This window comes from Escherichia sp. F1 (genome assembly GCF_046764225.1).
Taxonomy (GTDB): domain Bacteria; phylum Pseudomonadota; class Gammaproteobacteria; order Enterobacterales; family Enterobacteriaceae; genus Escherichia; species Escherichia coli.
Window position 1 is genome coordinate 864,669 of sequence record NZ_CP177202.1, and the last position, 24,767, is coordinate 889,435.

Here is a 24,767-nt window from a genome sequence, read left to right on the forward strand (position 1 = left end):
AAATTATTTTTTACATTAGCCCTAGTAGCTGTGGAATGAACAAGGATATTTGCGGGATGTAAGTGATCATCATCAACGCGATTAACAATGCGGCATAAAATGGCAGCAATGGTTTGATCAAATGTTGAATCTTCACACCTGAAATAGAACAACCAACAAATAGCGCACTACCCACCGGCGGTGTTAACAGCCCAATACAAAGGTTAGCCACCATCATAATACCGAAATGTACCGGATCCATTCCCAGCTCTTGTGCAATCGGCAAGAAGATCGGTGTGAAGATTAGTACAGCCGGTGTCATGTCCATAAAGATGCCGACAATTAATAAGACGATATTAATCAGCAGCAATATGACCAGTGGGTTATCAGAAATCCCCATCAACGCGTCGCTGATCATATAAGGAATATCAGCATTGGTCATTGCCCAGGACATGCCCACGGAAAAACCGATCAACAGTAATACAATCGAAGTGGTAACAACCGATTCCAGAATCAGTTTGGGTAAATCGCGCCATTTTACTTCCCGGTAAATCAGCACCGAGAGAATAAATGTGTAGACAACGGCAATTGCTGACGCTTCAGTTGCGGTAAAAATGCCGCCCAGAATGCCGCCCATTACAATGAACACCAGAAGCAAACTTGGTAAGGCATCCAGAAACGCTTTACAGGCCTGAGCAAAGGTTGCTCTTTCTGAAAGCGGGTAGCCACGGCGTTTAGCAATAATGCCGCAGACTATCATTACCGCAAGACCCATTAAGATCCCTGGCAAATATCCCGCCATAAATAACGATGCTACAGAAACGCCACCAGCTGTCAGGGAAAACACAATTAACACGTTTGAGGGCGGTATCAGTAATCCAGTAATACAGGATGAGACGTTTACAGCGGTAGAAAATGCCGGATCATAACCTTCTTTGGTCTGAATGGGATTCAGTGTGCCACCAACGGCAGCAGCTGCCGCAACGGCTGAACCAGAAATGGAACCAAACATCATATTCGCCAGGACGTTCACATGACCAAGCGAACCAGGAACGCGGCCAACCATTACCTGGGCGAGGTTAATCAAACGTATCGCAATACCGCCGCTGTTCATCAGTGTTCCGGCAAAGATGAAAAAGGGGATTGCCAACAGGGCAAAGTTATCCAGTCCATTAGCCAATCGTTGCGAAACAGTGATTGCCGCGATATCCCAGGGAAACATCAACAGCATTGAAGCTACAGTCGCAATACCGATTGAGAACGAAATGGGCACACCAATAAAGACCAGCACAAAAAAACAGCCAAACAGTGTAATCGCGATATAACTATCCATTAACTGGCCTCCTGCGCAGGTTGTTTCAGTTGTTGAATGCTTTGATTAATAAAACACAAGGCATAAAACATCATCACCACTCCACTTAATGGCAGAATGATATATACGTATCCCATCGGTATTTGCATTGCGGCAGATACCTGTGATGTTGCCAGTGTTTTATCAATTAATTTCAGGCCACCAGTCACAATGACCGAACCGGCAAAACCTAAAATAAGAACGTTAATGACTATACTAAGAAGTAATTGCTTGCGCTTATTCAGGGCGAGAGCAAATAAATCGATAGAGAGATGTCTCTGCGCGCCGACGGTATATGCAGCACCTAATAATCCTACCCAGATCATCAAAAAGCGTGCCAGCTCATCGGTTAATGTACTTGGCTGGTTAAGTACGTAGCGGCTAAATACTTGCCAGACTACGCATACAACCAGAGCAAGCATTACGGCGACAGAAAACGCGGCAATGACGCGGTCTACCGCAAGTTTCAGGCGGTTAAATATCATTGTAAGCATCCTGGAAAATCAGGGCCAGAGACTGGCCCGAAATATTATTGAGCAGCGTTGTCGAATTTCTCTAACAAAGCAGCTTGTTTTGGATCTTTTTTGAAGTCGTCAAACAGAGGTTGAACTGCGGCACGGAATGGGGCTTTATCAACCTTAACGATTTCACCACCCATAGCTTTCGCTTGAGCACGTGTGTCAGCGTCAATTTTTTCCCACAATTTTTGTTGATAAGCTTCGGATTTCTTCGCCGCTGTTTCGAGGATTTGTTGCTGTTCTGGGGTTAATTTATTCCATGTTTTGGTGGAGATAACCAAAAAGTCAGGAATTGAGGCATGTTCATCTTCAGAAAAGACTTTGGCAATTTCGATATGTCGAGTCTGCACCCAGGAAGGCACGTTATTTTCTGCGCCATCTACTACACCTTGCTGCATCGCAGTATAAACTTCGCCAAATGAAATTGGAGTGGGTGAGCCACCCATCAGTTCAATCATTTTGATGGTGGTCGGGCTTGGCTGAACACGAATTTTCAGCCCTTTAAGATCTTCTGGCTTAGTAATCGGTTTTTTCGCATAGAAACTGCGTGTACCCGCTACATAAGCTGATAAAGCAAAAAAGCCTTTATCTTTTGTTGAATCCATAATTTCTTTACCAACTTCACCAAAAACCACTTTGTTGAAGTGCGCCTGATCTTTAAATAAGAACGGCAAATTATAGATAGCATAAATATTATCAAAAGACTCCAGATCACTGGCGGAACCTTTGGTCATATCCAGTGCACCATTTTGCAACAACTCCATAGTTTCTCGCGCATTACCCATCTGGCTGCTGGGGTAAATACGGATCACCATATTACCTTTTGACAGCTGTTTTACTTCTTTCGCCAGCTCTTCAAAACTCTGATGTACAACATGACTTCTTTCCAGGTTGTGTGCTAACTTTAACGTCACTTTTTCTGCGGCGTTTACGCCAGTGCTAACCAGAGCCAGCAAGGATGCGCAGACTAATGAGCGGGTAAATGACCTCATTTTCATAAAAAAACTCCCTGTTGAAGAATGGAAATTGGTTGATATCTAATTGTGCTTATCAGTGCTTTGTGCGACAAATTGGTTAACCTGTCTGACAACTTGTCTATGTTTATCACAACTTGAAATAAAGTCAGAAATTAAATATTAATTTTGTGCGCCAGGTTGTACATGTTTATAATCAATAAATGATGAGTAAATATTCACTAAATATATATAATAAATATCGTCGATATTTATTCAGTAAGAAATATATTTTTGCCGAAGTTAATTAACGGGGGGGGTAAAAGAAGTGATTAATGCGCCCGCAGGCGCATTAATGATTACTCAGCGAGGAATAATTCAAGAAGTGAGTTTAAGAATAATTTACCATGCTCGGTTATCTGCCAGTAATCCGCACATTCTGTGAGATAACCCTGAGCGATAGCCTCGTCTAACTGAGAGCGAATAACTTCTTCAGAAAGGCCAGTATACTGGCTAAACTCCACGCGCGGCGCGGCTTCCAGCAGACGGAAGCGATTCATAAAGAACTCAAACGGTTTATCTGCAGCTTCGACATCACGCTGGCTTTCCAGATATCTTCCCTGCATAAAACCACGCGGATGACGCGTTTTGGTGGTACGCAGAATGCGACCATCCGGGAAGGTGACTTTGCCGTGCGCGCCGCAGCCAATACCGATGTAGTCGCCAAATCGCCAGTAGTTGAGATTGTGCTGGCACTGATAACCTGGTTTGGCGTAAGCGGATGTTTCATACTGCTGATAGCCCGCTGCGGTTAATAACTGATGCCCCTGTTCGAATATATCCCACAACGCATCGTCGTCCGGCAGCACCGGCGGGCGAGAGCCAAACAGCGTATTAGGTTCGATGGTCAGTTGATACCAGGAAAGATGCGGCGGATTCAGTTCAATGGCCTGGCGCAGATCGCCTAGCGCCTCTTCCAGTGATTGATCCGGCAGCCCATGCATCAAATCAAGGTTAAAGCTACGTAACCCTAAACCGCTCGCCAGCTTCGCAGCTCGTTTCGCTTCTTGCGGGCCATGAATGCGCCCAAGTCGTTTCAGCTTTTCTTCGCTAAAACTCTGCACACCAATAGAGATGCGGTTCACACCAGCACGCTGATAATCGACAAAGCGATCCGCTTCTACCGTGCCTGGGTTCGCTTCCATGGTAATTTCTGCATCCGCTGCCAGCGGCAAACGCGCACGCACGCCGTCCAGCAGCGTTTGCATCGCCGGGCCGGAAAGCAGGCTCGGCGTACCACCGCCAATAAAGATTGTCTGCACTTCACGGCCCTGAGCGTAAGCCACATCGTTGTCCAGATCGTTAAGCAGATGCTGAACATAATCGTCGTGCGGCACTTCTCCTTTCAACGCGTGAGAGTTGAAATCGCAGTACGGGCATTTCTGCACGCACCACGGGATGTGAATGTAGAGACTCAGCGGCGGTAATTTAACCATTACGTAAAGCGTCCAGCAGCAGTTTTAATGCCTGACCACGGTGGGAAATGGCGCTCTTTTCTTCGCGGGTCAGTTCGGCAGCGGTTTTCCCTTCGGAAGGAACGAAGAAAATTGGATCATAACCAAAGCCACCAGTACCCGCTGGTTCTCGAGTAATCACACCCGGCCAGCTGCCGTGGCACACCAGCGGAGTGGGATCTTCCGCGTGACGCAGATATACCAGCACGCAGTGGAAACGCGCCTGACGTTGGTCGTCCGGTACGTCTTTCAGTGTTTCCAGCAATTTTTGCAGGTTCTTTTGATCGGTCGCGTCTTCACCGGAATAACGCGCGGAGTAAATGCCCGGCGCACCACCCAGCACATCTACCGCCAGACCGGAGTCGTCGGCAATTGCCGGTAAACCGGTCACTTTTGCCGCATGGCGTGCTTTCAGAATCGCGTTTTCGATAAAGGTCAGGCCGGTTTCTTCAGCGGAATCTACGCCGAGGTCTGTTTGGGCCACGATATCAAGACCGAAGTCGCTAAGCAGCGACGCCAGCTCACGCACTTTACCGGCATTGCCGGTTGCGAGGACAACTTTTTGCATAGGATACCTAATTAAGTAACGCCGCGATTTCTGGCGGGATTTGTTGCGGATTAATGATTTTAATTTGTTTGTGGCGGCCAAGTTCGCCTTTTTCAATCACCACCTGGCTTTTGGCAACCCGGAATTGCTTACCGAGAAACTTCACCAGATGACTGTTGGCCTGGCCGTCAACCGGCGGCGCGGTAATGGCGACTTTAACTTCGTCGCCATGTAAACCGACAATAGAATCACGGCTGGCTTTCGGCTGAATATAAAGCCGTAAAACCAGACCGTCATCATTAACTGTTACGGCACTCATAACGCCATCCACAGCCCCGGCAGCAGCATATTTCCGGTTGCCTGTAATACTTCTGCGACACCCATATTGATGACATACAGCAGCAGAACGAGGATCATCGGCGAGAAATCAATCCCACCCATTGCCGGTAGCAGGCGGCGAATCGGGCGCAGCAGCGGATCGGCCAGCTGAATCAGCACGTATTCAATCGGGCTACGCCCCTGGCTTACCCAGCTCATAATCGCCATCACCAGCAGGACCCAGAAAATCAGCAGGCCGATGGTTTTCAGCAGAACCAATAAACCGGCAATCCAGATGATTGGCAGGAAGGTCACCACTTTAAACAGCACGATGGCTTTGATAAAACTGAGAATGTACGCAACCAGCAGTGAGGCGCTGTCAATTGGCCCCATTGCCGGAATAACGCGGCGCAGTGGCCCGATAATTGGCTGCGTTACCTTCACTACAAACTGTGAGAAGGGGTTGTAAAAATCACAATGAGCCCACTGCATCCAGATGCGTAATAACAGCACCATGGTATACAGCTCAATGACCGTTGAAAGCAGGAAAGTCAACGTATTCATGGCGTTCCTTTAATTCCTTATTTTTTAGAGTAATCACGCGCACCAAAAATTGCAGTGCCGATACGAACCATCGTGCTACCTGCCGCAATGGCGGCTTCCATATCGTCCGACATTCCCAGAGAGAGCGTGTCGATATGCGGGTAGCGCGTTTTCAGTCCGGCAAATGCTACAGCCATTTGGCGTGCAACTTCAAACTGCCTTACATATTCTGACTCAGGTGCAGGGATTGCCATCAGCCCGCGCAGACGTAAACGCGGTAGTTCAGCGACCGCAGCTGCCAGCTCGTCCAGTTCAGCCAGTTGAATCCCGGACTTACTGTTTTCATCACTAATGTTAATTTGAATCAGTACGTTAAGAGGGGGAAGTTCTGCCGGGCGCTGGTCGTTCAGGCGGGTAGCGATGCGCAAACGGTCGATGGTATGACACCAGTCGAAATGCTCTGCCACCAGGCGGCTTTTATTAGACTGCAACGGGCCAATAAAATGCCATTCTAATCCTGTTACGCCCAGTTCCCGAAAGTGGCGAATTTTATCTACCCCTTCCTGAACGTAGTTTTCACCAAATTGACGCTGCCCGGCATCAATGGCTTCTGCGATGGCGCTCGCAGGTTTTGTTTTACTGACTGCAAGCAGCGTAATTTCTTCTGGAGAACGGCCGCAACGCGTTGCAGCCGCTGAGATTTTGTCCCGGACCTGTGCCAGGTTATGCGCAATATCGTTCATTTTCCGAGGATCTTAGTATGAATATGGAAGAAATTGTGGCCCTTAGTGTAAAGCATAACGTCTCGGATCTACACCTGTGCAGCGCCTGGCCCGCACGATGGCGCATTCGCGGCAGAATGGAAGCTGCGCCGTTTGACGCGCCGGACGTCGAAGAGCTACTGCGGGAGTGGCTGGATGACGATCAGCGGACAATATTGCTGGAGAATGGTCAGCTGGATTTTGCTGTGTCGCTGGCGGAAAACCAGCGGTTGCGTGGCAGTGCGTTCGCGCAACGGCAAGGTATTTCTCTGGCATTACGGTTGTTACCTTCGCACTGTCCACAGCTCGAACAGCTTGGTGCGCCACCGGTATTGCCGGAATTACTCAAGAGCGAGAATGGCCTGATTCTGGTGACGGGGGCGACGGGGAGCGGCAAATCTACCACGCTGGCGGCGATGGTTGGCTATCTCAATCAACATGCCGATGCGCATATTCTGACGCTGGAAGATCCTGTTGAATATCTCTATGCCAGCCAGCGATGTTTGATCCAGCAGCGGGAAATTGGTTTGCACTGTATGACGTTCGCATCGGGATTGCGGGCCGCATTGCGGGAAGATCCCGATGTGATTTTGCTCGGAGAGCTGCGTGACAGCGAGACAATCCGTCTGGCGCTGACGGCAGCAGAAACCGGACACCTGGTGCTGGCAACTTTACATACGCGTGGTGCGGCGCAGGCAGTTGAGCGGTTGGTGGATTCATTTCCGGCGCAGGAAAAAGATCCCGTGCGTAATCAACTGGCAGGTAGTTTACGGGCGGTGTTGTCACAAAAGCTGGAAGTGGATAAACAGGAAGGACGCGTGGCGCTGTTTGAATTGCTGGTTAACACACCCGCGGTGGGGAATTTGATTCGCGAAGGGAAAACCCACCAGTTACCGCATGTTATTCAAACCGGGCAGCAGGTGGGGATGTTAACGTTTCAGCAGAGTTATCAGCAGCGGGTGGAGGAAGGACGTTTGTGAGGCTAAATTGGTTGATTAGCTTCGTAAATATGCCTGATGCGCTACGCTTATCAGGCTTACAAATGTAGTCATTCACGCCGCATCCGGCAATAAGGAGCGATGACGTAAATCGCCTTAATATCCCTGCTCGAAATAACTTTCGAGAATGATAACCGCAGAGGCAGAGTCAACTTTGCCTTTGTTGAGCGCCCGATAGCCGCCCTGTTCAAACAGACCGGAACGGGCTTCCACAGTGCTAAGACGCTCGTCATGGAGCTTTACTTCAACACCGAAACGACCATGAATACGGTTGGCAAATTTACGCGCTCTGGCGGTTAACGGCTGTTCGGTGCCGTCCATATTCAGCGGCAAACCGACGATGATTTCGTCCGGCTGCCACTCTTTCAGTAAACGCTCGATAATGTTCCAGTCCGGCGTACCGTCCTGTGCTTTAATTGCAGGCAATGGGCGAGCGGTGCCGGTAATGCGTTGGCCGACCGCTACGCCAATGCTTTTGGTGCCGAAGTCGAAGGCGAGTAAGGTTCCACTCATCAGGCGTGTCCTGCCACACCAGGCATGGTGAGAATATCCACACCAATCAGTTTTGCCGCCTCGCGCCAGCGGTCGGCAATCGGCGTTTTGAACAGAATATTCAGATCTGCCGGGGCCGTTAGCCACGCGTTGTCGAGAATTTCTTGTTCCAGTTGACCTTTCTCCCAGGAGGCATAGCCCAGAGCCACCAATATGTCAGACGGTTGTTTATCGGTGCCGAGCGTTTCCAGCACATCGCGGGAAGTGGTCATCACCGTGTTGTCTGAAATGCGAATGCTGGAAGCAAAATTGGAGGGCGGAGTATGCAAAATAAACCCGCGATCTTCAGCCAGTGGGCCGCCGAGCATAACCGGTTTATCCAGACGGATTGATTCATCACGCGGCTCCGGCGTGATCTTCAGCTTTTCCAGAATCCCTTCAATTTTGAGATTTTCCAGCGGCTTGTTGACGATGATCCCCATTGCACCATTGGTATTATGTTCGCAAATGTAGACCACGGAACGACGGAAAATCGGATCCTGGAGAGCAGGCATGGCAATAAGAAAGTGATGCTGTAAATTCATTGTCAGAGGTTCTGTTTCCTGGTTCAAAAAAGCAACAGCGCCCAGTATGCGTGGAAAGAAGGGCGCTGTCACTCAGAGTCTCAACGAGATCCTTCTCGCTAAGGTGGGTTACTGCTGCTGTAAACGTGCTTCGATGGCATCCATTAACATTCCGGTGATCGACACCGGAAACTCTGCTTCAATCTCACGAATACAGGTTGGGCTGGTGACGTTAATTTCAGTCAGACGGTCGCCGATGATATCCAGACCAACAAAAATCAGCCCTTTTTCTTTCAGCGTCGGCCCGATCTGACGGGCGATTTTCCAGTCACTTTCCGTCAGCGGACGAGGTTCACCGCGACCACCGGCAGCCAGATTGCCACGGGTTTCGCCCCCCTGCGGAATACGCGCCAGGCAATATGGCACCGGCTCGCCATCCACTACCAGCACGCGTTTGTCGCCATCTTTAATGGCTGGCAGGTAATTTTGCGCCATGCAGTAGCGAGTGCCATGCTCAGTCAGGGTTTCGGCAATCACGCCGAGGTTTGGATCGCCTTCTTTCACGCGGAAAATCGACGCGCCGCCCATACCGTCCAGCGGCTTAAGAATGATGTCGCTGTGTTTCTCCCAGAACGCTTTTAGCTGCGCTTTATTGCGCGTAACCAGCGTTTCTGGCGTTAAGTCAGAGAACCAGGCAGTAAACAGTTTTTCGTTACAGTCGCGCAGGCTCTGCGGCTTGTTAACGATCAGCGTCCCTTTCTCTTCGGCACGTTCCAGAATATAGGTCGCGTAGATAAACTCGGTATCAAACGGCGGGTCTTTACGCATCAGGATCACATCGAGATCGGCTAGCGGCAGATCCTGTTCACCGACGAACGAAAACCACTCTTCGTAGTTCTGCTTCACGTTCAGCGTGCGGGTATGGGCGCGGGCTTCGCCATTGATCAGATACAGATCGCCCATCTCCATATAGTGAAGTTCGTAACCACGACGCTGTGCTTCCAGCAACATAGCGAAACTGGAATCTTTCTTGATGTTGATGTTTGCGATGGGGTCCATCACGATGCCGAGCTTGATCATTATTCTTCTCCGTTAGCCCAAATCGCCAAATCGTACTTGTAGCGCGGTAATGGCGGTGAGCGCAGTTGTCTCTGTACGCAAAACGCGAGGTCCCAACAGGATATCAGTAAATTGATAGCGGGCAGTCATGGCAATTTCATCTGCCGATAAACCGCCTTCCGGGCCAATCAGCAGGCGGACACGTTCAACCGGTAACGGCAACGTATTGATGCTGTTACTGGCGCGCGGGTGAAGATTCAGTTTCAGTCCTTCATCCTGCTCTGCACACCAGGCTTCCAGATCCATCGCTGGACGGATTTCCGGCACCCGGTTACGACCACACTGCTCACAGGCAGCAATTGCAATCTTCTGCCACTGCTGGAGCTTCTTGTTCAGACGTTCACTATCCAGTTTAACGCCGCAGCGCTCAGAAAAAAGTGGCGTAATGAGGCTTACACCGAGTTCGATCGATTTCTGGATCGTAAATTCCATTTTTTCACCACGCGACATCACCTGACCGAGGTGAATATGCAGCGGAGATTCGCGATCGTCGATCTGGCCTTCCAGTACCTTCACTTCCACGCTTTTTTTGCTGGCGCTGGTAATTTCGGCGTCAAAGACCTGGTTGCTACCGTCAAACAATTGCAACGCCTGCCCCGGCCCCATGCGCAGTACGCGCCCGATATGGTTGGCAGCATCTTCGCAAAGCGCGATATGAGAATGGCTGGTCAGTGGTTCAGGATGATAAATGCGGGGGATACGCATAGTTAAAAATCCGCGTCGTCTCCCCACGCGGTTGTTCGCGTGGGGTAGGGGTTAACAAAAAGAATCCCGCTAGTGTAGGTTAGCTCTTTCGCGCCTGGCAAGCGCGTTGCACATACGGGTTATGATTGCCCTGCACCTTCGCGATGCGTTCATCGCGCTCGCACTCCCAGTCGGTAACCGGATACATCTTGTTCCATGCGTTGAACAGCTGCGTTTGCTGGCGAGAGAGTGTCAGGTTGTATTGGTCACGCATATAGAAGTAGGTGCGCGCAATGGCACCGCGTGCACGCGCTGGTGGTTCGGCAGCTTTTTCTTTGAAATCGACCTTCATGGCGCATTGACCGTACTGGCCTTCGCCGCCATTCCACTGGCTGTACATAAAGTTGCCGCGATCGCCATTCACCTCGCCGACTGACGGCTGCAGGTTATGCATATCGCTTTCCATCTTGCGATAGACCGGATCTTTAGCGCAGTTTTTACGTCCACCGTCCTGCCAGCACTGGCGCTGGTGACCGAATTGCCAGGCGGGAACGACGTGTTCCCACTCTACGCGGCTGGCGCGGTTTTCATTTTTGCGCACCTGATAGCCGCACGATTGCAGATCAACAACGCCTTTTTTGCCCTGCCAGTTAATTTTACATCCGCAATAAAACGTACCGGGCGCGTCAGCGTGGACTTTTACCGCCGCGGCTTTCGCCTGAGAAAAACTATTGATACCTTCGGCCAACGCCGGGCCGGAAAATGCTGCGCTCAGTACCACCGCAGCAATAGACAAATAACGGTACATCACTTACTCCGTGTTAAAACGAGCCAGCAACGTAGCGAAAGTTGTTTTGGTATGCAATCAGCCAGATCAGGAAAGTTCCTGATAGTTCAGGTGGTTACTTTGCAATCAGCTGTTCACCGCAGTGAACACAGCGATAGACGGCCTCGCCACGAACTACGCGATTATGGCGGCGTACGGTAAGCTGATGCTCCTGGCACTTGCAGCGGTAGGGGAAGGTGTTGCGACGCACGGATTGCAGTTCGAACTGATGCGTACGACGGGCGGGAACGCCCAGCACGCTTTCCATCATCCACTTCCACTCTTTGCCATGTGGCGCTACGCGGCCGAAATGTTTCCATACCAGCAAATGTGCCAGTTCGTGCGGCACCACTTCTTCAATAAAGGCTTCACTGTTTTCCAACAGCAAAACGGGATTGAGGCGGATTTCATAGCTTTCCAGCCAGGCTGTTCCGGCGGAGGTTCCGCGCTGGGTGTAAGAGAGTTTTGGCTCCGGGTAGTTACGCCCTAGCTTCAGGTTGGCCTGGGCGAGTTTTTCCCGCAGGCGACGCATAACGGCCTGTTGGATGGCGATAGGGAGACGGGATGTTTTCATAGCGGCAGAGGATAGAGCGAAGAAAAGATGACTGCAAGAGGCGGCTTCCTCCGCGACGGGAGGAAGCCTGAGGAGATTAATCGTGAGCGCCGATTTCGCGCAGTTTACGACCTTTCATCAGATTACGTTCAATATGTTCCAGCGAAACGTGTTTGGTTTCCGGTACCAGCCACAATGTCAGCAGGATAAACAGTACGTTCAGAGCCGCATACACCCAGAAGGTGTTGGCGTTACCCAGCGTGTTGAGCATGGTCAGGAACGTTGCGCCAACGATCATGTTGGCAATCCAGTTGGTGGCGGTGGAGCAGGTGATGCCAAAATCGCGGCCTTTCAGCGGCTGAATTTCGGAGCACAGTACCCAAATCAGCGGACCGGCACTCATGGCAAAGCCAACAATAAACATCAGCAGCATGGCGATGGCGAAATACTGCGCCGACGGAGAGTGGATACCGATATGCATCATTGTACCGAGTACGCCCATGCCAGCAGCCATCACCAGGAAGCCCAGCGTTAGCGTTGGTTTACGTCCCCAGCGGTCAACAAGGCCGATTGCGATAAAGGTGGCGAGTACGTTAGTCAGGCCGACGATCACCGTCCCCCACATTTGCTCGGTAGTGTTGGTATAACCCGCCAGTTCGAAGATTTTCGGCGCGTAATACATGATGACGTTCATCCCGGTGAATTGCTGCATTACCTGCAACAGTACGCCAAGGAACACCGCGCGGCGGAAGTTGCTGTTCTCTTTAAACAGCGCCCAGCCACTCTGTTTAACCTGCAAACTTTCACGGATTTCATCCAGTTCACGTTTCGCTTCAGCGCTGGTGTCACGCAGGCGCAGCAGCACGCGTTCGGCATCAACAAAACGGCGTTTGGCGGCAAACCAACGAGGGCTGTCTGGCAGGAAGAAGACACCAATCAGCAGCAAAATTGCCGGGATGATAATCACACCCAGCATCCAGCGCCATGCACCGGTGTAGCTGAAGGCGGTATCAGAAAGATAAGCACCGAGGATCCCGATAGTGATCATCAACTGATACATCGAGATCATACTGCCGCGAATTTTTTCCGGCGCAATTTCTGACAGGTACAGTGGTGCGGTATAAGAGGCCACACCCACCGCCAGCCCCAGCAGAACGCGGGAAAGAATCAGTACTTCAACGTTTGGCGCAGCCGCAGAGAACAGTGAACCGGCAACAAACAGGATTGCGCCGATCATCAGGCTCTTTTTGCGGCCGAGTTTAAAGGAGAGCCAGCCGCTGCCCACCGCACCGACTGCCGCACCGAACATCATGGAGCTTACGACCCATTCTTGCGTGTGCGAAGTAATCTGGAATTCATCTGCAATAAACGGCAGTGCGCCAGCAATTACACCGATATCCAGGCCAAAGAGTAATCCCGCCAGAGCAGCAAGGAAGCAGACGAAAAACGTCATTGCCTTGTTTGACCGCCCCTGTTTTTTAGCGTCAGGCATGATGCCCTCCAATATGGTTATTTTTTATTGTGAATTAAGATAGGTGAGTACGACGTAAAAAGATGTGAAGCAAATCACATCAGTGTAATCGCTTACACTAACATTTATCTTGGTTATGATTTAAGTGCATGAAAATAATTGAGTTATATCATCATAGATTAAACGCTGTGATCTGCAATTAAGACTTTACTGAAAAGAAATGTAACAACTATGAAATCCGAATAATAATATGAAAATATTACAAATATTTGGCTGGTGTGGTTGGTGTAATCGGTTTCAGTCTTGATGATAATTTGCGGTAAAACGTGTTGAGGAAGAATGATGTTATTGTGCGGGCGGTTTTTTGCCAGATGCGGCGTGAATGTCTATCCACCGCGGTGAGGTAAAAGAAAAAGGCCAGCGCGAGGCTGGCCTTTGAAAGCAGGTGAAGAAAGATTACTTCAGACCGGCAGCATCGCGCAGCAGCTGCGCTTTGTCGGTTTTTTCCCACGGGAAATGTTCGCGACCAAAGTGACCGTATGCTGCGGTTTCTTTGTAGATCGGGTGCAGCAGATCCAGCATCTGAATCAGACCGTATGGACGCAGGTCAAAGAACTCACGTACCAGCAGAGTCAGTTGTTCAGAAGGCACTTTCTCGGTACCGAAAGTTTCCACCATGATGGAAGTCGGTTCAGCCACGCCGATTGCGTAGGAAACCTGAATTTCACAACGATCGGCCAGGCCAGCAGCAACGATGTTTTTCGCGACATAACGTGCTGCGTACGCTGCGGAACGGTCCACTTTTGATGGATCTTTACCAGAGAATGCACCACCACCGTGACGTGCCATGCCGCCGTAGGTATCAACGATAATTTTACGACCAGTCAGACCGCAGTCACCCATCGGGCCACCGATAACAAAACGACCGGTCGGGTTGATGAAGAATTTGGTGGCAGAAGTCAGCCATTCAGCCGGCAGAATCGGCTTGATGATCTCTTCCATTACCGCTTCTTGCAGCGATTTCTGGTCGATCTCTTCAGAGTGCTGAGTGGAAAGCACGACAGCATCGATACCAACGATTTTTCCGTCGTCATACTGGAAAGTCACCTGGCTTTTCGCGTCCGGGCGCAGCCACGGCAGAGTGCCGTTTTTACGCACTTCAGCCTGACGCTGTACCAGACGGTGTGCATAGGTGATAGGTGCTGGCATCAGCACGTCGGTTTCATTAGTTGCGTAGCCAAACATCAGACCCTGGTCACCCGCGCCCTGTTCCAGCGGATCGGCACGGTCAACGCCCTGGTTGATGTCAGGAGACTGTTTGCCGATAGCGCTCAGAACCGCACAGGAGTTAGCGTCAAAGCCCATGTCGGAATGCACATAGCCAATTTCGCGAACGGTGTTACGGGTGATCTCTTCGATGTCTACCCAGGCGCTGGTGGTGATTTCGCCGCCAACTAAAACCATGCCGGTTTTTACGTAGGTTTCGCAAGCAACGCGTGCTTTCGGATCCTGTTCGAGGATCGCGTCTAAAACGGCATCAGAGATTTGGTCAGCAATTTTGTCAGGATGCCCTTCAGAGACGGACTCGGACGTAAAAAGGTGTTTTGCCATATTTAATATCACCTAAAGAGAATTTGGTTAGCTCAAACTGTTGTGTGGATTTTCTGTGGTAGCGGATCCTACCACGACTCTGCAGGTTAAAAACACTGGCAGTCTGAGTGTTAATCGGTATGGATGGATTAACATCTGGATGGCTATTTTAGGTCAGTTCTTCACCCAATTTCCACTTTTTTTTGAATCGTGTCTCATTCTGTTAAAAACGTGGCTGGAAATTTTTCCTGACAATGCTGGCATTCTGCGTATTTATCTTTTGCAATTTTCTGCCATTGTGGGGTATAAAACGCGGCGCGCGGCTTAAATAAAAAGCACACGACGTTTCTTTCGTGTTGCCACTTCCAGCCGGGTTGAAATCAGAGTTTTGGCTTGTGGGTTCGTCTTAACAGGCGGCCGTGGAGGTGATACGAAATAATGAACCGTTGTCTGCTGCTTAACCTGTCTCACCGTTCTGGTGAAGATTCGTTCCCCGCACTCTGCATCTCTGCTTTGCATACCTGCCGATGTTATACCCATCTCGGCGCTTCTCAGGATTCAAGAGCTGGTTACAGTTACTGAGGACTGAACAAGGGCGCTCTTGTAAAAACAAGAGTTTTCTCGTGGTTTCGCCGAACTGTCACACTTACGTTCGGTTATGTGCTTAATAATGTTATGAAAAAGAAACCGGTTGCGCAGTTGGAGCGTCAGCATTCACTGCTGGAAAATCCATGTGCTTATGGGTTGTTATCGCAGTTCCAGGCTGCGATAGTCGTTAACTGTTTTACACTTAATAAAATAATTTGAGGTTCGCTATGTCTGACGACATGTCTATGGGTTTGCCTTCGTCAGCGGGCGAACACGGTGTACTACGCTCCATGCAGGAGGTTGCAATGAGCTCCCAGGAAGCCAGCAAGATGCTGCGTACTTACAATATTGCCTGGTGGGGCAATAACTACTATGACGTTAACGAGCTGGGCCACATTAGCGTGTGCCCGGACCCGGACGTCCCGGAAGCTCGCGTCGATCTCGCGCAGTTAGTGAAAACTCGTGAAGCACAGGGCCAGCGTCTGCCTGCACTGTTCTGTTTCCCACAGATCCTGCAGCATCGTTTGCGTTCTATTAACGCCGCGTTCAAACGTGCGCGGGAATCCTACGGCTATAACGGCGATTACTTCCTCGTTTATCCGATCAAAGTTAACCAGCACCGCCGCGTGATTGAGTCCCTGATTCATTCGGGCGAACCGCTAGGCCTGGAAGCCGGTTCCAAAGCGGAGTTGATGGCGGTGCTGGCACATGCTGGCATGACCCGTAGCGTCATCGTCTGCAACGGTTATAAGGACCGCGAATATATCCGCCTGGCATTAATTGGCGAGAAGATGGGCCACAAGGTCTATCTGGTCATTGAGAAGATGTCAGAAATTGCCATTGTGCTGGATGAAGCAGAACGTCTGAATGTCGTTCCTCGTCTGGGCGTGCGTGCGCGTCTGGCTTCGCAGGGCTCCGGTAAATGGCAGTCCTCCGGCGGGGAAAAATCGAAGTTCGGCCTGGCGGCGACTCAGGTACTGCAACTGGTTGAAACCCTGCGTGAAGCCGGGCGTCTCGACAGCCTGCAACTGCTGCACTTCCACCTCGGTTCGCAGATGGCGAATATTCGCGATATCGCGACAGGCGTTCGTGAATCCGCGCGTTTCTATGTTGAGCTGCACAAGCTGGGCGTCAATATTCAGTGCTTCGACGTCGGCGGTGGTCTGGGCGTGGACTATGAAGGCACCCGTTCGCAGTCCGACTGTTCGGTGAACTACGGCCTCAATGAATACGCCAACAACATCATCTGGGCGATTGGTGATGCGTGTGAAGAAAATGGTCTGCCACATCCGACAGTAATCACCGAGTCGGGTCGTGCGGTGACTGCACATCACACCGTGCTGGTGTCGAATATCATCGGCGTGGAACGTAACGAATACACGGTGCCGACTGCGCCTGCAGAAGACGCACCGCGCGCCCTGCAAAGCATGTGGGAAACCTGGCAGGAGATGCACGAACCGGGAACTCGCCGTTCTCTGCGTGAGTGGTTGCATGACAGCCAGATGGATCTGCACGATATTCATATCGGCTACTCTTCCGGCACCTTTAGCCTGCAAGAACGCGCATGGGCTGAGCAGCTTTATTTGAGCATGTGCCATGAAGTGCAAAAGCAGCTGGATCCGCAAAACCGTGCTCATCGTCCGATTATCGACGAGCTGCAGGAACGTATGGCGGACAAAATGTACGTCAACTTCTCGCTGTTCCAGTCGATGCCGGATGCGTGGGGGATCGACCAGTTGTTCCCGGTTCTGCCGCTGGAAGGGTTGGATCAAGTGCCGGAACGTCGCGCTGTGCTGCTGGATATTACCTGTGACTCTGACGGTGCTATCGACCACTATATTGATGGTGATGGTATTGCCACGACAATGCCAATGCCGGAGTACGATCCAGAGAATCCGCCGATGCTCGGTTTCTTTATGGTCGGCGCATATCAGGAGATCCTCGGCAATATGCACAACCTGTTCGGTGATACCGAAGCGGTTGACGTGTTCGTGTTCCCTGACGGTAGCGTAGAAGTAGAACTGTCTGACGAAGGCGATACCGTGGCGGACATGCTGCAATATGTACAGCTCGATCCGAAAACGCTGTTAACCCAGTTCCGCGATCAAGTGAAGAAAACCGATCTTGATGCTGAACTGCAACAACAGTTCCTTGAAGAGTTCGAGGCAGGTTTGTACGGTTATACCTATCTTGAAGATGAATAATTAAGATTATTCCGCTGGCGGGTCGATTTATTTACGTAAATCGGCCCGCTTTCTTTTTATATATTCTTAAAAATAATTTAGCTGCTTTTCTTATTAAATAATCCCCCTACAATCGCTGCATTAATTAAATACAGAGGGAACGGTTATGAAAAAAGGGAAAGTACGTAGCGCGTTGATAGCATTAGCCGTGCTGCTGGCCGGTTGTTCCAGTAATGCGCAGTATAATAGCAGTGCATCGGGCAATGTCGGCACCGCCTGGGGTGGGGATGTGCACTCATCGGTTCAGGGCGTATCTGCTGAGCGAGCCTGGCGCGATCCGGCAGAGATGATCGTTATTAGTTATTCGACTAATGTTCCTTCCGGCTATGACCGCGTTTATAGCATTCGTATTAACGAACTGGAATATGCTATTCGCGATGGTAATTTTAATTCTCTACCTATTACGCGTGTTTATGATTCATCCAATAATGAACCACGCTATATTGTCCATGCCAGAGTCGGAATGAATTATCAATTATATGTCCGTAATTACAGTCGTAACACCAACTACGAGATCGTTGCTACGGTTGATGGCCTGGATGTGCTGAACGGCAAGCAAGGTTCGCTGAATAACAACGGCTATATTGTGAATGCCGGAGATTCGTTAGCGATTAAAGGATTTCGCAAAGATAAACATACCGAAGCGGCTTTTCAGTTCGCCAACGTTGCTGATTCCTACGCAGCCAATTCGGCGCAAGGCGATGTGCGTAATACCGGGGTAATCGGCTTTGCCGCCTTTGAATTACAAGGCTCGGCGCAAAACGCGATGCCGCCGTGCTCTGGACAAGCCTTTCCGGCAGATAACAATGGCTATGCGCCGCCACCGTGTCGGAAATAGCAACCTCGCTTGATGCCTCGTCCATTTAAGGCGATAATTAGCGCAAACTTGTGTTTCGCAAATCCAACCCTTCCTCGTCGGGCCTAACGACGCGGAAGGGTTTTTTTATATCGACTTTGTAATAGGAGTCCATCCATGAGCACCTTAGGTCATCAATACGATAACTCACTGGTTTCCAACGCCTTTGGTTTTTTACGCCTGCCGATGAACTTCCAGCCGTATGACAGCGATGCAGACTGGGTGATTACTGGCGTGCCGTTCGATATGGCCACTTCTGGTCGTGCGGGTGGTCGTCACGGTCCGGCAGCTATTCGTCAGGTTTCGACGAATCTGGCCTGGGAACACAACCGCTTCCCGTGGAATTTCGACATGCGTGAGCGTCTGAACGTGGTGGACTGCGGCGATCTGGTATATGCCTTCGGCGATGCCCGTGAGATGAGCGAAAAACTGCAGGCACACGCCGAGAAGCTGCTGGCTGCCGGTAAGCGTATGCTCTCCTTCGGTGGTGACCACTTTGTTACGTTGCCGCTGCTGCGTGCACATGCGAAGCATTTCGGCAAAATGGCGCTGGTACACTTTGATGCCCACACCGATACCTACGCTAACGGTTGTGAATTTGACCACGGCACCATGTTCTATACCGCGCCGAAAGAAGGTCTGATCGACCCGAATCATTCCGTGCAGATTGGTATTCGTACTGAGTTCGATAAAGACAACGGCTTTACCGTGCTGGACGCCTGCCAGGTGAACGATCGCAGCGTGGATGACGTTATCGCTCAGGTGAAACAGATTGTAGGTGATATGCCGGTTTACCTGACTTTTGATATCGACTGCCTGGATCCTGCTTTCGCGCCGGGAACTGGTACGCCGGTGATTGGCGGCCTGACCTCCGATCGCGCTATTAAACTGGTACGCGGCCTGAAAGATCTCAACATCGTTGGGATGGACGTAGTGGAAGTGGCTCCGGCATACGATCAGTCGGAAATCACCGCTCTGGCTGCGGCGACGCTGGCGCTGGAGATGCTGTATATCCAGGCGGCGAAAAAGGGCGAGTAAGCGCCGGATAAGATGCGTTATGCGTCAAATCCGGCGTAATAAAATGCTTACTTAACTCCATCCGCGCTCATACGATCGCGAATATGCTGGGCGCGTTCGGCGGATGCTGGATGGTCGTCAAACATTGAGCTTTGACGGCCTTCTTCCAGCTTCGCCAGTTTTTCAAAGCTGGTGGCAAGACCTGCCGGGCTGATGCCGCGTTGGCGCAGAAGATCGTAAGAATAATCATCGGCTTCTGCTTCCTGGCGCTGGGAGAATTGCGAATTAACTAATTTCTCGCCCAGATCACCGAGTTGTGATTGAGATAAACTGCCGACAATCCCGCCCGCAGAGGCCGCAGCTACTCGCACGGCATTTGTACCAAGTGCCACCTGCATCCCTTTTTTCACATGGCCTAACGCCACGTGCCCCATTTCGTGACCGATCACCGCTTCGACTTCGTTATCCGTCATCATATCCATCAGCCCGCTATAGACGCGGATACAGCCGTTAGCCATTGCAAAGGCGTTCACATCCTTCGCCATATACACTTTGTAATTCACCGGCTGACCGTTGATATTGTTGCCTAGCGCATTGGCAATAGTTGTCAGACGTTTAGCGTATTCGCTATTGGCTGGCGCAATCGTCGCCTTGCTGTCCATCTCCTGACATGCCTGATCGCTCAGGGTTTTCACCTGCGCATCACTCAAACTGTAAGCCTGAAAAGCTTCCGCTCCTGATGAGAGCAGTCCGTTGGAGTCCATATTCTGGCAACCGGTCAGTACCGTTGCCACGCTCATTGCTACCAATAAGGCGCGAATTTTCATGTTTTCTCTTCCGCACAAGGTCAGGATTATTCTAAAAATGCGCCGTTTGCAGGTGAATCGACGCTTAGTCTCAGTATAAGGAAAAGCGCAGCGGACGGGCGAGCAGATTGCGCAACATGCGAGCATGATCCAGAGATTTCTGAAGCGGCAAAAGGATGTTCCATGTACATGACGCGCGGCTTGCGGTAAATTGTTGGCAAATTTTCCGGCGTAGCCCAAAACGCGCTGTCGTCAAGTCGTTAAGGGCGTGCCCTTCATCATCCGATCTGGAGTCAAAATGTCCTCACGTAAAGAGCTTGCCAATGCTATTCGTGCGCTGAGCATGGACGCAGTACAGAAAGCCAAATCCGGTCACCCGGGTGCCCCTATGGGTATGGCTGACATTGCCGAAGTCCTGTGGCGTGATTTCCTGAAGCACAACCCGCAGAATCCGTCCTGGGCTGACCGTGACCGCTTCGTGCTGTCCAACGGCCACGGCTCCATGCTGATCTACAGCCTGCTGCACCTCACCGGTTACGATCTGCCGATGGAAGAACTGAAAAACTTCCGTCAGCTGCACTCTAAAACTCCGGGCCACCCGGAAGTGGGTTACACCGCTGGCGTGGAAACCACTACTGGTCCGCTGGGTCAGGGTATTGCCAATGCAGTCGGTATGGCGATTGCAGAAAAAACGCTGGCGGCGCAGTTTAACCGTCCGGGCCACGACATCGTCGACCACTACACCTACGCCTTCATGGGCGACGGCTGCATGATGGAAGGCATCTCCCACGAAGTTTGCTCTCTGGCAGGTACGCTGAAGCTGGGTAAACTGATTGCGTTCTACGATGACAACGGTATCTCCATCGATGGTCACGTTGAAGGCTGGTTCACCGACGACACCGCAATGCGTTTCGAAGCCTACGGCTGGCACGTTATTCGCGACATCGACGGTCATGACGCGGCATCCATCAAACGCGCAGTAGAAGAAGCGCGCGCAGTGACTGACAAACCGTCCCTGCTGATGTGCAAAACCATCATCGGTTTCGGTTCCCCGAACAAAGCCGGTACCCACGACTCCCACGGTGCGCCGCTGGGCGACGCTGAAATTGCCCTGACCCGCGAACAACTGGGCTGGAAATATGCGCCGTTCGAAATCCCGTCTGAAATCTATGCTCAGTGGGATGCGAAAGAAGCAGGCCAGGCGAAAGAATCCGCATGGAACGAGAAATTCGCTGCTTACGCCAAAGCTTATCCGCAGGAAGCCGCTGAATTTACCCGCCGTATGAAAGGCGAAATGCCGTCTGACTTCGACGCCAAAGCGAAAGAGTTTATCGCTAAACTGCAGGCTAATCCGGCGAAAATCGCCAGCCGTAAAGCGTCTCAGAATGCGATTGAAGCGTTCGGCCCGCTGTTGCCTGAATTCCTCGGCGGCTCTGCTGACCTGGCACCGTCTAACCTGACCCTGTGGTCTGGTTCTAAAGCAATCAACGAAGATGCTGCGGGTAACTACATCCACTACGGTGTTCGCGAGTTCGGTATGACCGCGATTGCCAACGGTATCTCCCTGCACGGTGGTTTCCTGCCGTACACCTCTACCTTCCTGATGTTCGTTGAATACGCACGTAACGCCGTACGTATGGCTGCGCTGATGAAACAGCGTCAGGTGATGGTTTACACCCACGACTCCATCGGTCTGGGCGAAGATGGCCCGACTCACCAGCCGGTAGAGCAGGTCGCTTCACTGCGCGTGACCCCGAACATGTCCACATGGCGTCCGTGTGACCAGGTTGAATCCGCGGTCGCGTGGAAATACGGCGTTGAGCGTCAGGACGGCCCGACTGCGCTTATCCTCTCCCGTCAGAACCTGGCGCAGCAGGAACGTACTGAAGAGCAGCTGGCAAACATCGCGCGCGGTGGTTATGTGCTGAAAGACTGTGCCGGTCAGCCGGAACTGATTTTCATCGCTACCGGTTCTGAAGTTGAACTGGCTGTTGCTGCCTACGAAAAACTGACTGCCGAAGGCGTGAAAGCGCGCGTGGTTTCCATGCCGTCTACTGACGCATTCGACAAGCAGGATGCGGCTTACCGTGAATCCGTACTGCCGAAAGCGGTTACTGCACGCGTTGCGGTGGAAGCTGGCATTGCTGACTACTGGTACAAGTATGTTGGCCTGAACGGTGCTATCGTCGGCATGACCACCTTCGGTGAATCTGCTCCGGCAGAGCAACTGTTTGAAGAGTTCGGTTTCACCGTTGACAACGTTGTTGCGAAAGCGAAAGAACTGCTGTAATTAGCATTTCGGGTAAAAAGGTCGCTTCGGCGACCTTTTTTATTACCTTGACATGTCCGTTTTCGGACAAACAATAGATAAAGCGTCGTGTAGATCACAAATATTTATATGCAAAAAATATCAATTATGTAATATGCATCACGATATACGTGTTGACATTTATTATTATACCTATAACTCAATGTTATATAAGAAATTAATAATTCACTGTTTTCAAAACACCGGTTTTCCCGCTCAATTGCTTTCATTAAACCGCACGAGTATTTTATTTTTACCGCCGGACGGTACCCTAAAAATAAAATAAGGATAATTTATGCGGCTTAGTGATTATTTTCCAGAATCATCAATCTCAGTTATACATTCAGCAAAAGATTGGCATGAAGCTATCGATTTCTCGATGGCATCATTGCTGGATAAAAACTATATCAGCGAGAATTACATTCAGGCAATTAAAGATTCCACCATTAACAATGGCCCTTATTATATTCTCGCGCCAGGTGTGGCAATGCCTCATGCGCGACCGGAATGTGGGGCGCTTAAAACCGGGATGTCTTTGACGTTACTTAAACAAGGCGTTTATTTTCCGGGGAATGACGAACCGATTAAATTACTCATCGGGCTTTCTGCTGCCGATGCCGATTCGCACATTGGCGCTATTCAGGCGTTAAGTGAATTACTGTGCGAAGAAGAAATACTCGAACAACTCTTAACAGCATCATCAGAAAAACAATTAGCGGACATTATCAGCCGCGGATAATTACTCTCTCCTCTACAGGATAATATTATGGAAAACAAGTCTGCTCGTGCAAAGGTCCAGGCTTTTGGGGGGGTTTTGACGGCAATGGTTATCCCCAATATCGGTGCTTTTATTGCCTGGGGCTTTATAACTGCGTTATTTATTCCCACCGGTTGGCTGCCGAATGAACATTTCGCCAAAATTGTCGGCCCGATGATTACCTATTTATTGCCCGTGATGATTGGTTCTACCGGTGGTCACCTGGTCGGCGGTAAACGCGGCGCGGTCATGGGCGGAATTGGTACGATTGGTGTGATCGTCGGCGCTGAAATCCCGATGTTCCTTGGCTCGATGATTATGGGACCGCTCGGTGGGCTGGTCATAAAATATGTCGATAAGGCACTGGAAAAACGCATACCTGCCGGTTTTGAGATGGTTATCAATAACTTCTCATTAGGTATCGCGGGGATGCTCCTTTGTCTGCTGGGTTTTGAAGTGATCGGCCCGGCGGTGTTAATTGCCAATACTTTCGTCAAAGAGTGTATCGAGGCGCTGGTACATGCGGGTTATCTGCCTCTGCTGTCAGTCATCAATGAACCGGCGAAAGTGCTTTTCCTCAATAATGCGATCGATCAGGGCGTCTATTATCCGCTGGGAATGCAACAGGCTTCGGTTAACGGTAAATCTATCTTCTTTATGGTGGCGTCCAATCCTGGGCCTGGATTAGGGCTGCTGCTGGCGTTTACCTTGTTTGGTAAAGGGATGAGTAAACGTTCTGCGCCCGGGGCGATGATTATTCACTTCCTCGGCGGTATCCACGAACTGTATTTCCCATATGTGCTGATGAAGCCGCTGACCATTATTGCCATGATTGCGGGCGGTATGTCTGGCACCTGGATGTTTAACTTACTGGACGGTGGTCTGGTGGCTGGCCCAAGTCCGGGGTCTATCTTTGCTTACCTGGCGCTGACGCCGAAAGGCTCATTCCTGGCGACAATTGCTGGTGTTACGGTAGGTACCCTGGTGTCCTTTGCTATCACTTCGCTGATACTGAAGATGGAAAAAACGGTGGAAACGGAGAACGAAGATGAGTTTGCTCAGTCAGCCAATGCGGTTAAGGCGATGAAACAAGAGGGTGCATTCTCGTTAAGCCGGGTTAAGCGTATCGCCTTTGTTTGCGATGCGGGGATGGGCTCCAGCGCGATGGGCGCAACCACCTTCCGTAAACGTCTGGAAAAAGCGGGGCTGGCAATTGAAGTAAAACATTACGCGATAGAAAACGTGCCTGCGGATGCGGATATCGTTGTTACTCATGCCAGTCTGGAAGGGCGCGTGAAACGTGTGACGGATAAACCGCTGATACTGATTAATAACTATATTGGCGATCCAAAACTCGACACTTTATTTAATCAATTAACCGCCGAACATAAAAACTGATTGCCGAGGTAAAA

At 50.7% G+C, this 24,767-nt stretch carries 27 protein-coding genes; 10 read left to right on the forward strand and 17 right to left on the reverse strand.

What is annotated here, in order from left to right; translation table 11 throughout:
- Positions 1-10: 10 nt before the first annotated feature.
- The 8 genes from ACK8NJ_RS04120 to yggS form a co-directional block, all read right to left on the reverse strand.
- The gene (locus ACK8NJ_RS04120) at positions 11-1,312 is read right to left on the reverse strand and encodes a TRAP transporter large permease (protein ID WP_023308293.1); all 1,302 of its coding nucleotides are present in this window, start codon (positions 1,310-1,312) and stop codon (positions 11-13) included.
- Positions 1,312-1,815, reverse strand: coding sequence for a TRAP transporter small permease (locus ACK8NJ_RS04125; RefSeq protein ID WP_000577036.1), 504 nt, complete (start codon positions 1,813-1,815; stop codon positions 1,312-1,314). The genes ACK8NJ_RS04120 and ACK8NJ_RS04125 overlap by 1 nt, the downstream gene beginning before the upstream one ends.
- Positions 1,816-1,859: 44 nt before the next feature.
- A complete protein-coding gene (locus ACK8NJ_RS04130) occupies positions 1,860-2,846 on the reverse strand; it encodes a TRAP transporter substrate-binding protein (protein WP_000784004.1) in 987 nt (328 codons plus the stop codon).
- A gap of 314 nt (positions 2,847-3,160) precedes the next feature.
- Positions 3,161-4,297 carry a radical SAM family heme chaperone HemW gene (gene hemW / locus ACK8NJ_RS04135; RefSeq protein ID WP_000239965.1) on the reverse strand — a complete coding sequence of 379 codons (1,137 nt, stop codon included), beginning with the start codon at positions 4,295-4,297 and terminating at the stop codon, positions 3,161-3,163.
- Positions 4,290-4,883: an XTP/dITP diphosphatase gene (locus tag ACK8NJ_RS04140; protein ID WP_001174747.1), complete on the reverse strand. Its 594-nt coding sequence runs from the start codon at positions 4,881-4,883 to the stop codon at positions 4,290-4,292. Before ACK8NJ_RS04140 ends, hemW begins: the two co-directional genes overlap by 8 nt.
- A gap of 7 nt (positions 4,884-4,890) precedes the next feature.
- Positions 4,891-5,181: a DUF167 family protein YggU gene (gene yggU, locus ACK8NJ_RS04145; RefSeq protein WP_001277223.1), complete on the reverse strand. Its 291-nt coding sequence runs from the start codon at positions 5,179-5,181 to the stop codon at positions 4,891-4,893.
- On the reverse strand, positions 5,178-5,744 hold the full coding sequence (gene yggT / locus ACK8NJ_RS04150) for an osmotic shock tolerance protein YggT (protein WP_097336252.1): 567 nt from the start codon (positions 5,742-5,744) through the stop codon (positions 5,178-5,180). The genes yggU and yggT overlap by 4 nt, the downstream gene beginning before the upstream one ends.
- A 17-nt stretch (positions 5,745-5,761) precedes the next feature.
- Positions 5,762-6,466, reverse strand: coding sequence for a pyridoxal phosphate homeostasis protein (gene yggS / locus ACK8NJ_RS04155; RefSeq protein ID WP_001521256.1), 705 nt, complete (start codon positions 6,464-6,466; stop codon positions 5,762-5,764).
- Positions 6,467-6,483: 17 nt separating this feature from the next.
- On the opposite strand from yggS, the gene ACK8NJ_RS04160 reads away from it, so the two are divergent.
- On the forward strand, positions 6,484-7,464 hold the full coding sequence (locus tag ACK8NJ_RS04160) for a PilT/PilU family type 4a pilus ATPase (protein ID WP_071794655.1): 981 nt from the start codon (positions 6,484-6,486) through the stop codon (positions 7,462-7,464).
- 114 nt (positions 7,465-7,578) lie between these two features.
- Here ACK8NJ_RS04160 and ruvX read toward each other — a convergent pair whose 3' ends face one another.
- The 8 genes from ruvX to metK form a co-directional block, all read right to left on the reverse strand.
- Entirely contained in the window at positions 7,579-7,995 is a 417-nt protein-coding gene (ruvX, locus tag ACK8NJ_RS04165) for a Holliday junction resolvase RuvX (RefSeq protein WP_000017106.1), read from the reverse strand.
- Complete coding sequence (locus ACK8NJ_RS04170) at positions 7,995-8,558, reverse strand: YqgE/AlgH family protein (RefSeq protein WP_001355636.1); 564 nt, start codon at positions 8,556-8,558, stop codon at positions 7,995-7,997. Before ACK8NJ_RS04170 ends, ruvX begins: the two co-directional genes overlap by 1 nt.
- 108 nt (positions 8,559-8,666) lie before the next feature.
- Positions 8,667-9,617 (reverse strand): glutathione synthase, encoded by a 951-nt coding sequence (gshB, locus tag ACK8NJ_RS04175; protein WP_000593273.1) that lies wholly within the window; start codon positions 9,615-9,617, stop codon positions 8,667-8,669.
- Positions 9,618-9,629: 12 nt separating this feature from the next.
- A complete protein-coding gene (gene rsmE, locus ACK8NJ_RS04180) occupies positions 9,630-10,361 on the reverse strand; it encodes a 16S rRNA (uracil(1498)-N(3))-methyltransferase (RefSeq protein WP_001222509.1) in 732 nt (243 codons plus the stop codon).
- A 79-nt stretch (positions 10,362-10,440) separates the two neighbouring features.
- Positions 10,441-11,148 (reverse strand): deoxyribonuclease I, encoded by a 708-nt coding sequence (gene endA / locus ACK8NJ_RS04185; RefSeq protein WP_000286500.1) that lies wholly within the window; start codon positions 11,146-11,148, stop codon positions 10,441-10,443.
- 94 nt (positions 11,149-11,242) lie between these two features.
- Entirely contained in the window at positions 11,243-11,740 is a 498-nt protein-coding gene (locus ACK8NJ_RS04190; RefSeq protein WP_001296359.1) for a SprT family zinc-dependent metalloprotease, read from the reverse strand.
- Positions 11,741-11,816: 76 nt separating this feature from the next.
- Positions 11,817-13,211 (reverse strand): galactose/proton symporter, encoded by a 1,395-nt coding sequence (galP, locus tag ACK8NJ_RS04195; protein WP_001112301.1) that lies wholly within the window; start codon positions 13,209-13,211, stop codon positions 11,817-11,819.
- A 435-nt stretch (positions 13,212-13,646) separates the two neighbouring features.
- Entirely contained in the window at positions 13,647-14,801 is a 1,155-nt protein-coding gene (gene metK / locus ACK8NJ_RS04200) for a methionine adenosyltransferase (RefSeq protein ID WP_001062128.1), read from the reverse strand.
- Positions 14,802-14,856: 55 nt separating this feature from the next.
- Here metK and yqgD point away from each other — a divergent pair, with 55 nt between their 5' ends.
- The 6 genes from yqgD (at position 14,857) to speB (ending at position 19,505) form a co-directional block, all read left to right on the forward strand.
- Positions 14,857-15,108: a protein YqgD gene (gene yqgD / locus ACK8NJ_RS04205; RefSeq protein WP_001305310.1), complete on the forward strand. Its 252-nt coding sequence runs from the start codon at positions 14,857-14,859 to the stop codon at positions 15,106-15,108.
- Between the two features lie 110 nt (positions 15,109-15,218).
- Positions 15,219-15,362 carry a protein YqgG gene (gene yqgG / locus ACK8NJ_RS04210; protein ID WP_001297404.1) on the forward strand — a complete coding sequence of 48 codons (144 nt, stop codon included), beginning with the start codon at positions 15,219-15,221 and terminating at the stop codon, positions 15,360-15,362.
- A gap of 93 nt (positions 15,363-15,455) precedes the next feature.
- The gene (yqgB, locus tag ACK8NJ_RS04215; RefSeq protein WP_001297406.1) at positions 15,456-15,587 is read left to right on the forward strand and encodes an acid stress response protein YqgB; all 132 of its coding nucleotides are present in this window, start codon (positions 15,456-15,458) and stop codon (positions 15,585-15,587) included.
- A gap of 8 nt (positions 15,588-15,595) precedes the next feature.
- The gene (gene speA / locus ACK8NJ_RS04220) at positions 15,596-17,572 is read left to right on the forward strand and encodes a biosynthetic arginine decarboxylase (RefSeq protein ID WP_001295380.1); all 1,977 of its coding nucleotides are present in this window, start codon (positions 15,596-15,598) and stop codon (positions 17,570-17,572) included.
- 145 nt (positions 17,573-17,717) lie between these two features.
- Positions 17,718-18,449: a hypothetical protein gene (locus tag ACK8NJ_RS04225; RefSeq protein ID WP_409023785.1), complete on the forward strand. Its 732-nt coding sequence runs from the start codon at positions 17,718-17,720 to the stop codon at positions 18,447-18,449.
- 135 nt (positions 18,450-18,584) lie between these two features.
- Positions 18,585-19,505, forward strand: a complete 921-nt coding sequence (gene speB, locus ACK8NJ_RS04230) for an agmatinase (RefSeq protein ID WP_000105566.1) — start codon at positions 18,585-18,587, stop codon at positions 19,503-19,505.
- Between the two features lie 47 nt (positions 19,506-19,552).
- Here speB and loiP read toward each other — a convergent pair whose 3' ends face one another.
- Complete coding sequence (gene loiP, locus ACK8NJ_RS04235) at positions 19,553-20,311, reverse strand: metalloprotease LoiP (protein WP_001297457.1); 759 nt, start codon at positions 20,309-20,311, stop codon at positions 19,553-19,555.
- 277 nt (positions 20,312-20,588) lie between these two features.
- On the opposite strand from loiP, the gene tkt reads away from it, so the two are divergent.
- The 3 genes from tkt (at position 20,589) to cmtA (ending at position 24,753) form a co-directional block, all read left to right on the forward strand.
- Complete coding sequence (gene tkt / locus ACK8NJ_RS04240) at positions 20,589-22,580, forward strand: transketolase (protein ID WP_000098616.1); 1,992 nt, start codon at positions 20,589-20,591, stop codon at positions 22,578-22,580.
- Positions 22,581-22,893: 313 nt separating this feature from the next.
- Positions 22,894-23,337 carry a PTS mannitol transporter subunit IIA gene (gene cmtB, locus ACK8NJ_RS04245; RefSeq protein WP_328116325.1) on the forward strand — a complete coding sequence of 148 codons (444 nt, stop codon included), beginning with the start codon at positions 22,894-22,896 and terminating at the stop codon, positions 23,335-23,337.
- A 27-nt stretch (positions 23,338-23,364) separates the two neighbouring features.
- Entirely contained in the window at positions 23,365-24,753 is a 1,389-nt protein-coding gene (gene cmtA, locus ACK8NJ_RS04250; RefSeq protein ID WP_411962145.1) for a PTS mannitol transporter subunit IICB, read from the forward strand.
- The last annotated feature ends 14 nt before the right edge of the window (positions 24,754-24,767 follow it).